Genomic DNA, 15011 nt, shown 5'->3' with positions numbered 1-15011 from the left:
TTGACTTGCGTCACACGAATCACAGTGGCAACATCTGTTACTTTGCGCCACAATAGGCAGGGTGACCCGCCCCACGTCCTCACGCCCCCGTCTGCGCGCGCTCCTCGCGAGCACCGCCGCCGTCATCTTCGCCGCCTCGCTCCTCGTGGCGAGCCCGGCCAGTGCTTCGGTGCCGGGAACGGAGACATCGGCGACGACCGGGGTGTCCGCCACCGCCGCCGCCGCACGTGCCGCATCGGGATCCCCCGTGAAGGCGCTCGTCACCGACGGGTTCCGCCCGGGGAAGATTATCTCCGACGAGGTCTTCTTCGACAGCTCGACGATGACGGCGGCCAGCATCGACTCGTTCTTCCGGTCGAAGGTGTCCTCGTGCCGCTCCGGGTACGTCTGCCTCAAGGACTACCGTCAGAACACGCCGAACCGGGCTGCTGACCAGTACTGCAACGGCTACCAGGGCAGCGGCAACGAATCCGCCGCGACGATCATCTACAAGGTCGCGCAGTCCTGCGGGATCAACCCCCAGGTCTTCATCGTCATGCTCCAGAAGGAACAGAGCCTGATCACGCACACGTGGCCGAGCGACTGGCGATACTCGATGGCGCTGGGGCAGGGATGCCCGGACACCGCCCCCTGCGACCCGGCGTTCGCCGGTTTCTTCTACCAGATCTACGGCGCGGGCCGGCAGATGAAGATCTACACCGAGGGTCGGTACTTCACGTACTACGCCCCTGGCAAGACCTGGAACATCCTGTACAACCCGATCGCCTCATGCGGTCGCGGGCCGGTCTACGTCGAGAACGCCGCCACCGCGGCGCTCTACTACTACACGCCGTACCAGCCGAACGCCGCAGCGCTGCGCGCGGGCTACGGCTCGGGAGACGCCTGCTCCGCGTACGGGAATCGGAATTTCCACAACTACTTCACCGACTGGTTCGGCAGCACTCAAGGACCGAGCTCGAATCTCGTCCGGGCCTCCGACACCGGCGCTGTGTATCTGCTGTCGGGACGCACGAAGCACTACATCACGAACCCGGCAGACCTCCGCGTCCTCACCACCCGAGTCGGCGAGGTGCAGACGGTCTCGCCGTCGTACATCGCCTCCCTTCCCACCGGGAACAGGTTCATCCGTCTCGTGCGTGACGCGCGCGACGGCGGGATCTATCTGCTTCAGCCGGATGGCACGAAGCACCATTTCGCCACAGAAGCGCTCATCTCCCGCTACGGCATGCGCGTGGACGACTACACGCCGCTGACCCCGCTGCTGTTGAACGCCTATCCCACCGGCGTCCCGGTCGGAGACTACTTCCGGTCGGAGGACTCCCCCGACTACTACAAATGGGAGAACGGCCAGAGGCGCCACATCGCGAACGGCCTCGCATGGAAGTTGGAGCGTGCGAAGGCGAAGGACTACGTCGCCGTCCTCCCCGCGGGCAACGCCGCCTTCCCGCCTCTCGGCCGGGCATTCCTCGCTCCGGGAACCCTCGTCAAGGAGAACTCCCGCGACGAGGTCTACATCGTCGGCAACGGCGCCGACCTCACCCACATCCCGAGCTGGGACATGGCTGCAGACGCCGGCATCACCGCTTTCGAACCCGTGGTGAAGGGCACCTTCGCCGGCTACGACAAATCGACGGCTCTGGCGCCTCTGGTCTCCTGCGCGGCAAAGACTCTGGTGGTCGACGGGGGAAAGATGACCACTGTGGCGAACCCGGCCAGGAGCGGCAAGGGAACGGCGCTGCCGGCCTCCGTCTGCGCAGTGCTGCCGCGCAGCAGCACGACCATCTCGTCGGCAGTGTTCGTCAAGTCGAAGAGCGCGGACCCGATCTACTCGCTCGAGAGCGGCAGAATCCGACACGTGCAATCGGGGCAGCGACTTCTCGAGCTCAGCGGCGGCAAGTCCCCGTATACAGCGACCTGGTCGAATGCGACGATCGCCGCCTTCGCCAAGGGAGCACCGTATTTGGCGCAGGGCGCATTCATCACCTTCGCAGGACGCGGTGAGATCTATCGCCAGCGCACAGGCAACGTCCTGCAGCACGTGCAGGACTACGTGACGCTGCTGCGCCTGGGCGGTGGCGTCGTGCCGCCGATCCAGACTCTTCCCGAACAGTTCCGCGCGTCGTTCTCGTTCGGCACGCCGCTCCTGCGCGAGGGTGACCTCGTGCGCTTCGCCGACCGCGCAGACGTCTTCGTCTACTCGTCGGACGCACTGCACCACATCACCAGCGAGGAGGACCTTCTCCGCCGAGGAAGCGGTCAGCTTCCGCCGATCATCGAGATCCCGGCGGACGAGGCGGCGGACTACCCGATCGGCGACCCTGCCGAGCCCTCCCCCTGATCGACCTCTGAAGCCGGCGCATCGAATGACACAGCTGGCGAGACGTCGGCTCCGCCGCCGCAGCGCACCCGACCATCCCGGTAGACTGAACGGATTATGACGACACTGCCTGATCGAGTGCTGATCATCGTTCCCGCATGGAACGAGGCCCGTAATGTCGGGAACACCGTCGCAGAGGTCCGCCAAGCCAGCCCGTCCTACGACGTCGTGGTAGTCGACGACGGCTCGGCTGACGACACGGCCGAGGTGGCGCGCGCCGCCGGTGCGACCGTGATCTCGCTCCCCTTCAACCTCGGGGTCGGTGGCGCGATGCGCACCGGCTTCACCTACGCGCATCGCCACGGCTACCGGCAGGTGATCCAGGTGGATGCCGACGGCCAACACAACCCGGCGGACATCGCGCGGGTTCTCGGAGGGCTGGCGCATGCGGACATCTCGATCGGCGCACGTTTCGCCGAAGTCGGCGACTACTCCGTCGGAGGGCCGCGCAAATGGGCGATGCTCTTCCTCGCCCGCACCGTGTCGCGAGTCGCCAAGACGCGGCTGACCGATGTCACGAGCGGATTCCGGGCGGCCAACGAGCGCGCCCTCGCGCAGTACATCGCGTACTACCCCGCGGAATACCTCGGAGACACCATAGATTCGCTCGTCGCGGCATGTCACTCGGGGCTCGTCGTGACCCAGGTGCCGGTCGCCATGCGCGCACGGGTGCACGGCACCCCGAGCAAGGGGCCCGTCGGAGCCTCCATCTACCTTCTGCGCTCGGTGTTTGCGCTCGCACTCGCACTGTTGCGCGGCCCCCGACGCGCTCAGGCCGTCGCTCGATCGGAGCAGCCATGATCGTCGCCGCCGGGATCGGGATGGCCGTCATCATCCTCGTGATCGTCCTGTGGATGCTGCTCGCGCGGAGACTGCGCGAGAAGTACGCCGTGATGTGGATCCTCATCGCGGTGTGCGTGCTGCTCCTGGGCCTCATGCCCGGGTTGCTCATCTGGGCGACGGCGCTGCTGGGTGTCCAAGTTCCGGCGAATCTGCTGTTCTCGCTCGCGATCGTGCTCCTGCTCGCGGTGGCACTGCATCTGTCGTGGGAGCTCTCGCACACGGAGGACGAGATGCGGCGGGTTGCAGAAGAGGCCGCACTCGCTCGCACCGAGATCGACGCGCTGACACGACGCATCGACGACCTCGAGACCGCCCGTCATCCTGGCCCCTCTCACGGCACAGACGCTGACGCGTCCTGATCCCCGCTGAGCCGCAGCGAGACGTCGCCGGCTCAGCTGACGACGAAGCGCAGCAGGGCGCGACTGCGGCGCACATCGCCGGCGACGAGAGCGCCGAGTGTCTCGACCGCCGCGTGCAGTCGGGAGATGATGCGGCGGCGGCCGATGCGCGCGGCGCGGCTCCACCCCCGCGACGACATCGCATCCGCGAACGCGAGCGAGAACTCCCGCTCCTGCTCGAAACGGACGCCCGACGTCGCCGTCACCGAGGACACGGATGCCCGGTGACGTCGGTAGTCGAAGACGACGTCGTCGTAGACGAGGATGGAGCCACCGGAGAGCGCGATGTCCAGCAGGAGCCCGTAGTCGAGAGCGACGGCATACTCGTCGCGGAAGCCGAGCCCCCGCGCGGTGGTCGTCCGCCAGACCAGCGACGGGAAGTAGGCCCAATCCGCTCGCATCAGACTCTCGGCCATCGACTCGCCCGTCAGCACCGTGCCCGAGCGACCACCGCGGGGTCGGAGAACCGCTTTGATCCGATCGCCCAGCGGCAGGACCTGATTGCCCTCGGCGTCGATCACCCGCACTCCGGGCTGGACGATGTCCACCTGGGGATGCGCGTCCAACTGCGCGGCGATGCTCTCGACGTACGTCGGATGCAGTAGATCGTCATCGCCCAGCATGGCGAAGTGGTCGGCTCGGACCAGCTCGAGACAGCGACTGAAGTTCCGAGCGAGGCCGAGATTCTCCGGGTTGCGCACGTACTCGATCCGGGGATCTCCCAGCGCCACCAGGCGCTCGCGCATGCCCTGTTCCGGATACGCGTCGTCGACCACCACGAGTCGCCAGTTCTGATGAGTCTGAGCCAGAACGGATTCGATGGCCGGCCATGCCCGATCGATCGGGCTGTAGAACGGAAGGAGGATGTCGATCGTGATTCCCGCACTCATGGCTTCCCCCGACGATCGCGCAGACCGTCGGCGATGCCTCGTCCCGCGTCGAGGACGGGGAGTCGACGATCGCGTCGGACGCCGACGATGAGCTCCTCGGCGGCCCGACGTGCGACGGCGAAGACGACCGGAATCCGCGGCAGCCGAGCCTTGCGGGCGAAGAGAACCATGTTGCGCAGGCCGAGGCGCAGCGGATGGGCGCCGGGCTCCTGCTGTGCGGTCTCCGGCACCACGAGAGTGCGCCAACCTGCTCTCGCCAGCGACCATCCCGTGTCCACGTCTTCGAAGTAGAGGAAGTACCGCTCGTCCATGCCCCCGATCGCGTCGAGCGCGCGGAGCCGGAGCAGCAGGACCGCCCCATCCACCCAGTGCACAGCCCTCGCGTGCCGGATCTCATCGGTCCGGTGGTAGGCACGACCTCCGCGCGTGACCACACCCCCCGAGGAGAAGATGCGCTCGGGCCGCGAGACCCAGCGCAGCGTCGGAGCGACGCATCCCGCTCCCTCGTCCGCGCCCAGCGCGTCGAGAAGGGAGGCGGCGAGTGTGGGGCCGAAGACCGCATCGTGGGTGAGTACCAGGAGGTTCTCGATCCCCGCGTCTCGCGCGCGTTCCGCCGCCACATTGACCGCGACCGCGTACCCGGGGTTGTCGCCGCGGCGGATGAGGACTGGCGCGACGCCGACCCCGGCGAGAGCGGCCTCGTCGATGTCGCCTCCGTTGTCCACGACGACGATCATCTCGGGCTGCCGGGTCTGCGCGCGAAGGCGCTCGATCACCGCCGACACGAGATCCTGGCGGTGGTAGGCGATGATCACCGCGGCGTATCGGGCAGCCGACAACGCGGCGTCATTAATCTCGGACATCGACGCCTAGGCTAGCTGATATGCATGCATCCTCACCTGAGCCCGGTGTCCGTCCCACCGTGGTCAGCGTGACCAAGTACGTCCCGTACACCGGCATCGCGCACGCGGGCGGCGAGTACGCCCTCCAGCATCACCGCGCGCTCCGGACCGCGTTCGAGGTCACGGCGATCGCGCCGGCGACCGCGCTGAACCGGGAGGCGGTCGACAAGGGGGCGGCGGGGCCGTTGCTCGTCCTCTCTGGTTCGGGTCCGAGTGCGTCCGATGGTCTGAAGACGGTCGCCGACGTCGGCTCGCTGCTCCGTGGGAGCTCCGCTCATGCGTGGTTCCGACGCGCGCTGCGCCGCAGCCCCTCGGCGGCCGCTCTGCTGGCAGATGCCGACATCGTCGAGTTCCAGTGGTCCGAGATGGGCAGCCTCATCCCAATCGCGCGGGCTCGATCACCCCGCGCCCGACTGGTCGTGATCGCGCACGATGTGATCACACAACGCTGGTCCCGGGCCGCCGAGACCGCCCAGGGCGTGCTGAAGCGCTTCGCCTACACGCTTGCCTCCACGCTCAGCGCTCGTCGCGAGCGCCGCACCTTCGAGGCCGCCGACATGGTCGTCGTGTTCAGCGAGAAGGACGCCCGTCTGGTCCGCGCGCTCGCCCCTAGCGCCCGCCCCGAAGTCGTCCGACCCGGCTTCGCTCTACCGACCGCATCGTCGGCACGTACGGTGGGCTCCTCCCCCACGGTCGTGTTCAGCGGCGCGATGGGGCGTCCCGACAACGACGAGGCGGCACGATGGTTCCTGCAGCGCGTCTGGCCACGGGTGCGCGCAGCGCTGCCCTCCGCGCGGTTCACGGTGGTGGGCGCCCATCCCAGCTCGGCGCTGCGACAGATCGCCGCCGAGGATCCTTCTGTCACGGTGACGGGATTCGTCGAATCGATGGATCCCCATCTCGATGAGGCCGACGTGATCGTCGTTCCTCTTCACAACGGCGCCGGGGTGAAGTTCAAGACGATCGACGCGCTGCTCCGCGGCATCCCCGTCGTGGCGACCCCCGTCGGCGCAGAGGGCATCGAGCGCGCAGACGCGATACGCCGTGTCACGGACGACCCCGACGAGTTCGCGGACGCGGTCGTCGCCGCGGCGCGGGACTCGGACCGCGCCAGGGAGTCCGAGATCCGCGACTGGGCGGCCGGGGAGTACGGCCTCGAGGCCTTCAGCGAGCGGATCGTCGCACTGTATGAGGAACTCGTCCAGGAGGGCTCCCGATGACCGATACTCCGACCGAGGCGGTCGTCATCGCCGTGATCCCGACGTTCCGCGCGCCCGAAGGTCTGCGCGGCCACGTGTCGGACGTGCTGACGCAGGTCCGTTCCGTCGTCCTCGTGGATGACGGAACCGCCTCGACTGTCGCGCTCGGTTTCGAGGACCCCCGGGTGCACGTGATCGAACTGCCTGAGAATGGCGGTATCGCGAAGGCCCTGAACGTCGGCTTCACCGCGGCTCGCGACGCGGGTGCGACGCACGTCCTCACGCTCGACCAGGACTCCTGGATTCCCGACGGATACGTCCGGCGCGCGCTCGCCGAGTTGGACTCTGCCCTCACGCGTGGCGAACGACCCGTCGGCGCGGTCCCCTCCTCCGCGGGAGGGACAGGTGTCCTCCTGGATCACGACGGCCACCCCTTCGACCCGATCCAGGCCGGTCAGCTGGTTCGTCTCGAGGCCTACGACCGTGTGGGCCCCTTCGACGAATCGCTCTTCATCGACGCGGTCGACAGCGAGTACACGCTGCGAGCATGGCGAGAAGGGTTCCGCTACGTGCTCGTTCCCGATACCGACATCGGCCACGAACTGGGGACGCTCGTCCCCCTCACTGTCTTCGGGCGCCCACTCGTCCTCGGCGGCCGGGCGCGTCATCTGCTCTACCACGCGCCTTTCCGCACCTATTACATGGTGCGCAACTCTGTCATCCTGTCCCGCCGTTTCGGGCGCGAGCGCACGATGTGGACGTGGCGCCGCACAAGGCTTCTCTCGTCGATGATCATCGGCGGACTGCTCGTGGCCGGTGACCGCAGGGCGCAGCTGCTGGCATTGCGCCACGGCATCCGCGACGGACGCGCCGATGTGGGCGGCCGGATCCCGGCGTCGTTGGTGTCGCGACTCAACCGCCTCGGCAGGAAGGCACCATGAACGACGGCCCGACGTCGCACCGCGGGCGTGCACGCAAGGCCATCGGTCACGAACTGGTTCGGCGCTCCTTCCTGTTCTCGCTGTCGATCATCCTGTCGACGCTGGTCGGCGTCGCGTCGATCCCCGTGCTGATCGGGCAGCTCGGCGACACCACCTGGGCGCGCCTCGCCGTGCTGCAGTCGATCGCACAGTTCTTCGCCGTCATCGTCGGCTTCGGATGGGGCGCCACCGGTCCCAGCACGGTGGCGAGCCTTCCCCCGACCGAGCGCAAGGCATTCTTCGCGACCTCGCTGCTCGCGCGCCTCCTCATCCTGGTTCCGGTTCTGGGAGCAGGCACGTTCATCGCCGCCTTCATCGTCCATGACGATCCGATCATCGCCGCTCTCGTCTCCCTCACCGCGGTGGCTCCGGCGGCCGCTGCAGGCTGGTACTTCATCGGCACCAACCGGCCGGTCGCGCTCTTCCTCTTCGACGCCCTGCCCGCGATCCTCGGCCAGGGAGCGGCGCTGGTGGGCGTGCTATTGGCCCCTTCGCTGCTCACCTATGCATCGTGCACCGCGACGTTCGCGGTGCTGGGACTCCTCGCATCCTGCGTGTTCGTCGCCACCCGGTCCGCCGACGGGCAGTGGCGGGTCGATCGCTCCCAGACGCTGCGCGGTCTCCTGAGCGATCAGGTGCCGGGGTTCACGGCCACCTTCACCACGAGTCTGCTCACGACGCTTCCCATCGTGATCGTCAAGCTCATCGTCCCCGCCACCGCGCTGCCGCTGTTCGTCCTGGCCGACAGACTGTCACGCTACGCCGGTCTGGTCCTCGCGCCGATCCTGCAGGCCGTCCAGAGCTGGGTGCCCGAGGCGGGGCGTGAGCACATCCGCTCTCGCGGGCGCATCGCGATGCTCGTCGCGTGCGCGATCGGGGTGGTCGGCGCCATCGGAATGATCACCTGCGCTCCCTGGGTCGCGCCTCTGCTGTCGCAGGGAGCCATCACCATCCCCATCCTCATCGCCGTGGTGATGGGACTGGGCTTCGCGGGTGAGGCTATCAGCCAGGTCACGGGTCTCGCTGTACTCGTCACGCTCGGCCGTTCCCGAGAACTGGCGCTCTCCGCGGGCGTCGCCACCGGAGCAGCACTGCTCGGCGTTCTGGGAGGGACGCTGCTTCTGGGGGTCCCCGGGGCTCTGATCGCGCTCGCCCTGACCTCGATCGGCCTCGCCGTGTACAGGTCGCGGACCGCCTTGCGCGGTCTCGCCGCCGAGTCGGCGTGAGGCGCCGGAGCTGTCCGACAGAGAGCCCCTCAGGCTCACGCTCAGCAAGCCTCGACCTCAGCCTCACGCTCGGCCCTAGAGGCTCAGCCCCAGAGGCTCGACCTCAGTCGAGCATCTGCGGGTCAGCCTCAGCCGCAAGCGGTGACGCGGTAGAGACGCGCGGCGCCTTCTGAATCGACGAGCTCGACCGCATCGGATGTCGCGAGCCGATCGAGCCCCTTGTACACGTGCTTTCCATCGTTGACCTCGCGTCGACCGAAATCGAGCACGTAGGCGACCCGGCGGTCGAGCATGAGCTCACAGACCTGAGAGCCGGTCTTGGCCGTGTCCAGTCTGTCCAGGATCTCCTGCATCTCGGGCGAGACATACATGAGGGTATGGGGCAGCAGCACTTCCCTGTCCGCCAGAGCGTACGCGAGAGCTGTGCCGGTCCAGGGACTGCCGATGATGACAGCATCCGCCGGAACCTCGTCGTCCAGACGGTCGAGGAGGGTTCTTTCATCCGTGCTGAGAAGCGGCGCCTGAGTCGTCACAGCGTAGTTCGATCTCGCATCCCGTATCGCTTGACGCATGCTCATCGCCTGAGGGAGCGGGAAGAGCGCGACCACGATCGCGGCTACCAGAGTGGTCGTGAGCACCGTCTTGCCTGCGGTCCGACGACGTGCGATGAGCGCGTCCCAGGCCGTCGTGAACCCGAGCGCGACCAGAGGCACCCAGACCAGGGGCATGAGCGCGGCAAGACGCGGGATGTTGTTGTACCAGGCTCCGACGAGGATGTCGCGCAGCACGAGGTACGGAACACCGGCGACCGTCACGTACAGCGCTGCCGCGAGCACGAAGAGGGCGAAGGCGAGCCACCCGCGAGCCGTCCGTGCCCGGAAGATCGCCACGACGCCCAGAACGATGAGCACGGCCATCCCGAGATTCACCGGAGCGCGGTTCACGGAGGCGGTGATGATCTCGCCGAGCGCCTGCCCGACGGTCATCTCCGGGGCCCAGGTCCGGGCATCCTCGGGCGGTCGCAGGAAGTACCAGAGGCCCGCGGCGATGAGCAGATAAGCGCCGATGCCCACCCACGGCCAGATTCCTCCGGGAGTCTGCCCCGGAGTGGCCACAGCGCGTCGAATGGCGGCCGTGACCAACACGACCGCGGCGAATGCCAGCAGCGCGACGAGCGCACCGGGGTGGCTCACGGCGAGAGCCGGAAGCAGTCCGACCAGTGCGATGAACCAGGGAGTGCGATCCCGCCCGCCCGAGTGCGAGCCCAGTACCGCTCTCACCAGCAGAGCCAGGGATACCGGGACGAAGCTCACGGCCATCAGGTACGGGAAGAGGACGCCGTAGTCGGCGAGCAACAGCGGGAAGGCCGGGAAACAGGTCGATGCGGCCGCCGCCGCGACGATCGTCACGGTGCGTCCGCCCCAGAACTCCCGGGTGAGAACGATGATCCCCATCGTCCAGGTGAACGCGGCGAAACCGATCAGAAGCGCGTTCGAGGCGACCGGGATCGACACGCCGCTCAGCTCGACGAGGAGGGCGGAGAGCGCGTGCCAGCCGTCGGGGTAGAAGGTCGGGACGGTCCCCGACTCGGCGCTGGTCAGCGACGACACCCAGAAGGGCGACGCATTGCCCGTCTCGAGGATGTAGCGCACGGCGTTCAGGTGGAAGATGTTGTCGAACGTCTGCGAGATGTGATCGGGCGAGGCGATCATGAGGACCACCTGCACCAGGATCACGAGGGGCGCTGCCACCGTCGCGACGAGCGCCAACGGCCTCAGACTCTCCTGCGGAGACGTGGGCATGGATCCCCGCCACAGCAGCATGCGGAACGCGACCACGACGGCGATCAGCGCGACGGCGACGATCGCGACAGGAAGCGCGCCCCATCTCATGCCCACGAGAGGGGCGGCGATGGATGCGACCACGACGACGGTCACCGATGCGGGGCCGGATACGGCGACCGACCACAGCCCTCGCAGCCCGAGAGCTCGGGCGATGAGATAACCGGGGAGGAAGATCAGCAGACCGAGCATGCCGAGCGCGAGCAGGAGTTCGATCCAGATCGTCATGGGTGTGTCGTGCTCTCCTGGTCGACGGCTGTCATTGATCGCGCCGCACTGCCGGACGACGGCCGCGCCGCACCGATCCTATCGTGGACTGTCCTGTGCGCCGTCGCGAGTGGATGCGGTGCCGGCCGCCGACGCCCGCGCTGCGAGCGCGTGCGCACGACGGCGCCCTCCGGTGAATGCTCCGGCCGCCCAGCTGATCAGGTACTCGATGGAGGAACGTCGCACCATCGTTCCCGCGACCTCGGCATCGTGCTGGAGACGGCGCAGCGGACGCAGGCGTCGACGACGTCCGAACGCCGCGTCGATGCCCGCGTCGACAGGGCGGCCACGGGCCTGCAGCACCTCGACGATCACCTGACGCCATCCGACCTGCACGAGGAAGAACATCCGCAGGACTGCGAGAGGACCGGCATTCCCCTCATACTTGCGCGCCTTGGCCAACGTCTCACGAACGGTCTCGGCGAGCCCCATCGCCTTCTGCTGGGAGGGATCCCCGTAGACGTTCGATCCGTGCTGGACGTAGTCCTGCACCACATCCCCCACGATGGCCAGGTCGCCGTACGTCGCCGCGACGACGGCCAGCCAGTGGTCGTGCGTCTCCACCCGCGTGGGCACGCGTGGGAAGGGCAGCGCCGTCTCGAGCAGCTCACCCCTGAACACGCAGAGCGAACCGGTGACCTGGTTGGCAAGTACCAGTTGCGCGCCTCCGGAGAATGTGCGGTCGGTGACGCCGGTGACCTCCCCGGACGGATGCCTCACCAGACGCGCCTGCCCGGAGGCGAGGGGCGATGTCTCGAGCTGCGCCGTGAGGAGGGCGAGCTTGCCCTCGCACCAGTAGTCGTCCTGGTCGCTGAGTGCGACCCACGGTGCGTTCACCGGCACCTCGAGCAGGCCGCGTTCGAAATTGAGATAGAAACCGCGCCTGATGCCGTCTGCGACCACACGAAACCGGCCGTCATCGCCGACCGTCTCCGCCAGCACGCGACGTACGGTGGCGTCGTCTCCGTCGACGGAGATGACACAGGTCCACTCCCGCATCGTCTGAGCCTGGATGCTGCGCAGCTGGCGAGCGAAGAGCTCGGCGTTCGGTTGATATGCGGCGAGTACGATCCAGCCGCTCTGAGAGGTCATTGCCGCTCGGCTCCCCGTCGTGGTCGTGTGATCGGTCACGAAGGAGCCTACCTCCGCCCGATCGGAGGTCGCATACGAAGCTGCCCGCCACCCGACACTCCGCGAGCGTTGCACAATGACGAAGCGCGTGATTCGGAGAACCTATGATTGACGAGGCGTTCCCCCCCGAACAGGACGTCTGACGGAGGTGACGAGGACGCCATGTCGCAAACATCTGTGCCCGCCGAGCTGCGACTGACGCAACCCGGATCGAGTACTGGACTGCTCGACGTGTTCCGTCGTCGTTACCTGCTCAGCCTGATCGTCCGCAAGGAAGTCGGCATCCGCTACCGCGGCTCTGTGCTCGGGTGGCTGTGGTCGTACGTCAAGCCGCTGATCCAGTTCCTCGTCTTCTACTTCGCGCTCGGCGTGTTCCTGCGCCTGAACGACAGCATCGAGTACTACCCGATCTACCTGCTGTCCGGTATCACCGCGGTGACGTTCTTCAACGAGTCGTTCGCGAACGCCACGAAGTCCCTCGTCGAGAACGCCGCGCTGATCAAGAAGATCTACTTCCCGCGGCAGATGTTCCCGGTCGCGAGCACGATGGTCGCGGCCATCAACACGGTCCCGCAGATCATCGTGGTGCTGGTGATCGCCCTCTTCTTCGGCTGGTCTCCGAGCGTCATCGGCATCGCCGCCCTCCTGCTCGGTCTCGTCATCATCTCGCTGCTCGCGACGGGCCTCGGACTGCTCTTCGGCGCGATCAACGTCACGTTCCGCGATGCGCAGAGCTTCGTGGAGATCATCGTCATGATCTCGGTCTGGGCATCGCCGGTGATGTACCAGTGGCAGATGGTGGCCACCAAGGTCCCCGAATGGCTGTTCCAGCTGTACGCGCTGAACCCGATCACCGGTGCCGTCGAGCTGTTCCACTACGGCATCTGGCATGCTCTGAATCCCGCGAACGCCGAGCCGCTGCCGTCGATGTGGTTCCACGCGGTGATCGCTCTCGCCGTCTCCATCGTCATCCTGATCATCGGCGAGATCGTCTTCCGCCGTCTGGAGGGTCGCTTTGCCCAGGATCTCTGATGCTCCCCGCATCCTCGTCGAGGATGTGCACAAGCACTTCAAGCTGCGCCATACGCACTCCATGAAGGAGACCTTCGTCGCCGCGATGCGACGCAAGCCCCTCACCTCGGAGTTCCAGGCGCTCGACGGCATCTCCTTCGAGATCGGCGAGGGCGAGGCGGTCGCGCTGCTCGGCTTCAACGGCTCGGGCAAGTCGACGATGCTCAAGCTCATCTCCGGCGTGCTTCGCCCCGACGAGGGACAGGTGCGCACCCGGGGCAGGGTCGCGGGACTGATCGAGGTCGGCGCCGGATTCCACCCCGATCTGTCGGGTCGCGAGAACGTCTACCTGAACGCGGCCATCCTGGGCATGTCGAAGAAGGAGACGAAGGAGCAGTTCGACTCCATCGTCGAGTTCAGTGAGATCGAGAAGTTCATCGACACCGAGGTCAAGCACTACTCCTCAGGGATGTTCCTGCGCCTGGCGTTCTCGGTCGCGATCCACACGCATCTGGACGTGCTCCTGATCGACGAGATCCTCTCGGTCGGCGACGAGCCGTTCCAGAAGAAGTGCCTCGCACGCGTGCGCGAGCTCCACTCCCAGGGCAAGACCCTGGTGGTGGTCAGCCACGACCTGAACATGGTCTCGCACCTGTGCGAGCGCGGCATCCTGCTGCAGGACGGCAAGGTGCGATTCGACGGCCCCAGTGCGGATGCCGTCGAGCTCATGCGCTCCTGACGAATCCGGCGCCGGCTCTGACGGGCCAGGCACCCGCTCAGAGATCGGCGTGCAGGCCCCACACCCGCTCGGCGGCACCGAGCCAGGAGAACGACCTCGAGCGGTCCGCGGCGAGGACGCTGAGCCTTCTCGCGCCGTCGCCGACGGCGTCGACGGCGGCGTCCGGAGCATCCGCGGCGTCGACGATCATGCCGCCGTCCGCGATCACGTCGTGGTGCACACCGCTCTCGACGGCGACCACGGGGACGCCGAGGGTCATCGCCTCAACCGCACGCCAGGGCCACCCTGCTCCGGCATCCGTGGCGACCATCGCGGCGGCGGCGGCGAAGACGGCGGCGCGGTCCTCCGTCGACAGCACTCCGCGGATGTGCGCGCGGGCCTCGGGCAGACCGACCGCCGCGGCGATCTCGGCGAGGGCCGGCTCTCCGCCCTCCGGGGCGTCGAGGACGACGGCATCCCGGCCCGTCGCGAGAGCCGCGCGGAATCCGGTCTCGAGGGAGTCGGCGGCGCCGGTGACGACGACGTAGGACGCGGGAAGCGACAGAGCGGTGCGGCGCTCGGCGGCGTCGAACGGCACGACGAACGATGACGGCACAGCACCGGAGATCACGCGGATCCGGTCGCCCAGCTTCGTGATCTCTCCGAGTCGGGCCGCGATCGCGTGCGAGGGCACCACGACGGCGTCCGCATGCTTGACGGCTCTCTTGAGCATCGCGCGCTGCCACGACACCGTCGACTTGGACAGCAGCTGCGGGGCGTCCCAGGCGCGCAGGTCCCAGAGAGTGACGGTCGTCTGGTCGTGATCGTGCACCCGGTCGTGCCGCACGAGCGGCGCCATCAGCGTCGCGGAGTGGATGAGGCCGTCACCCGCGCCGGCCGGGATCCCCAGCTGCCACGAGCCGGCGAGCTCGCGGCGCGCGAGCGAGAGCCTGCGGACATCCGCGATCCCGCGGATCGACACCTCGGCCCCGGCGGGCACGATCGCCTCGACCTCGCATCCGGACGGTGCGGTCGCGACCAGTGCTGCGGCGAGATCCGATGACGCGAACGCGTGATTCCCGTCGACGACATGCGTCAGCTGATCCAGAACAACACGCAGCCGAGCACCCATGCGACAACAGTAGCCGTCCGCAGCTGGAGAACCCCGGAGCACGGCCGCGTGGGGCGTGTGCTCCGCCGTACCGGCTCCATCCTGCTTCGTGCTTGA

13 protein-coding genes are annotated in these 15011 nt (G+C 67.6%); 8 read left to right on the top strand and 5 right to left on the bottom strand.

Annotation, left to right across the window (positions count from 1 at the left end):
* The first annotated feature begins 61 nt into the window (after nt 1-61).
* The 3 genes from DXT68_RS17140 to DXT68_RS06035 all read left to right on the top strand — a co-directional run bounded on the left by DXT68_RS17140 (nt 62) and on the right by DXT68_RS06035 (nt 3579).
* The gene (locus tag DXT68_RS17140; RefSeq protein WP_052677847.1) at nt 62-2338 is read left to right on the top strand and encodes a hypothetical protein; all 2277 of its coding nucleotides are present in this window, start codon (nt 62-64) and stop codon (nt 2336-2338) included.
* Between the two features lie 96 nt (nt 2339-2434).
* On the top strand, nt 2435-3178 hold the full coding sequence (locus tag DXT68_RS06040; protein ID WP_045255471.1) for a glycosyltransferase family 2 protein: 744 nt from the start codon (nt 2435-2437) through the stop codon (nt 3176-3178).
* The gene (locus DXT68_RS06035; protein ID WP_045255472.1) at nt 3175-3579 is read left to right on the top strand and encodes a DUF2304 domain-containing protein; all 405 of its coding nucleotides are present in this window, start codon (nt 3175-3177) and stop codon (nt 3577-3579) included. The genes DXT68_RS06040 and DXT68_RS06035 overlap by 4 nt, the downstream gene beginning before the upstream one ends.
* A 32-nt stretch (nt 3580-3611) precedes the next feature.
* Here the strand turns inward: DXT68_RS06035 and DXT68_RS06030 are convergent, their stop codons facing one another.
* Nucleotides 3612-4508, bottom strand: coding sequence for a glycosyltransferase (locus DXT68_RS06030; protein ID WP_208856529.1), 897 nt, complete (start codon nt 4506-4508; stop codon nt 3612-3614).
* Entirely contained in the window at nt 4505-5371 is an 867-nt protein-coding gene (locus DXT68_RS06025) for a glycosyltransferase (protein WP_082069053.1), read from the bottom strand. The genes DXT68_RS06030 and DXT68_RS06025 overlap by 4 nt, the downstream gene beginning before the upstream one ends.
* 20 nt (nt 5372-5391) lie before the next feature.
* On the opposite strand from DXT68_RS06025, the gene DXT68_RS06020 reads away from it, so the two are divergent.
* From DXT68_RS06020 to DXT68_RS06010, 3 genes are read left to right on the top strand one after another with little or no spacing between them, the layout of a single operon-like run.
* Nucleotides 5392-6630 (top strand): glycosyltransferase, encoded by a 1239-nt coding sequence (locus DXT68_RS06020; protein ID WP_082069054.1) that lies wholly within the window; start codon nt 5392-5394, stop codon nt 6628-6630.
* Nucleotides 6627-7550 carry a glycosyltransferase gene (locus DXT68_RS06015; protein ID WP_045255475.1) on the top strand — a complete coding sequence of 308 codons (924 nt, stop codon included), beginning with the start codon at nt 6627-6629 and terminating at the stop codon, nt 7548-7550. The genes DXT68_RS06020 and DXT68_RS06015 overlap by 4 nt, the downstream gene beginning before the upstream one ends.
* Nucleotides 7547-8815, top strand: a complete 1269-nt coding sequence (locus DXT68_RS06010; protein ID WP_045255476.1) for a lipopolysaccharide biosynthesis protein — start codon at nt 7547-7549, stop codon at nt 8813-8815. Before DXT68_RS06015 ends, DXT68_RS06010 begins: the two co-directional genes overlap by 4 nt.
* 128 nt (nt 8816-8943) lie before the next feature.
* On the opposite strand, the gene DXT68_RS06005 is transcribed toward DXT68_RS06010, so the two are convergent.
* Nucleotides 8944-10884 (bottom strand): DUF6541 family protein, encoded by a 1941-nt coding sequence (locus tag DXT68_RS06005; protein WP_052677848.1) that lies wholly within the window; start codon nt 10882-10884, stop codon nt 8944-8946.
* A gap of 78 nt (nt 10885-10962) precedes the next feature.
* Nucleotides 10963-12015 (bottom strand): glycosyltransferase, encoded by a 1053-nt coding sequence (locus tag DXT68_RS06000; protein ID WP_052677849.1) that lies wholly within the window; start codon nt 12013-12015, stop codon nt 10963-10965.
* A gap of 201 nt (nt 12016-12216) precedes the next feature.
* Between DXT68_RS06000 and DXT68_RS05995 the strand changes: the two genes are divergently transcribed.
* Nucleotides 12217-13086: an ABC transporter permease gene (locus DXT68_RS05995; RefSeq protein ID WP_045255478.1), complete on the top strand. Its 870-nt coding sequence runs from the start codon at nt 12217-12219 to the stop codon at nt 13084-13086.
* Nucleotides 13070-13804 (top strand): ABC transporter ATP-binding protein, encoded by a 735-nt coding sequence (locus DXT68_RS05990; RefSeq protein ID WP_045255479.1) that lies wholly within the window; start codon nt 13070-13072, stop codon nt 13802-13804. The genes DXT68_RS05995 and DXT68_RS05990 overlap by 17 nt, the downstream gene beginning before the upstream one ends.
* Nucleotides 13805-13841: 37 nt before the next feature.
* Here the strand turns inward: DXT68_RS05990 and DXT68_RS05985 are convergent, their stop codons facing one another.
* A complete protein-coding gene (locus DXT68_RS05985; RefSeq protein ID WP_045255480.1) occupies nt 13842-14915 on the bottom strand; it encodes a glycosyltransferase in 1074 nt (357 codons plus the stop codon).
* Nucleotides 14916-15011: the final 96 nt, after the last annotated feature.

The sequence above is a fragment of the Microbacterium foliorum genome, from assembly GCF_003367705.1.
Lineage (GTDB): Bacteria > Actinomycetota > Actinomycetes > Actinomycetales > Microbacteriaceae > Microbacterium > Microbacterium foliorum.
This window is presented reverse-complemented; position numbering and strand designations above follow the sequence as displayed.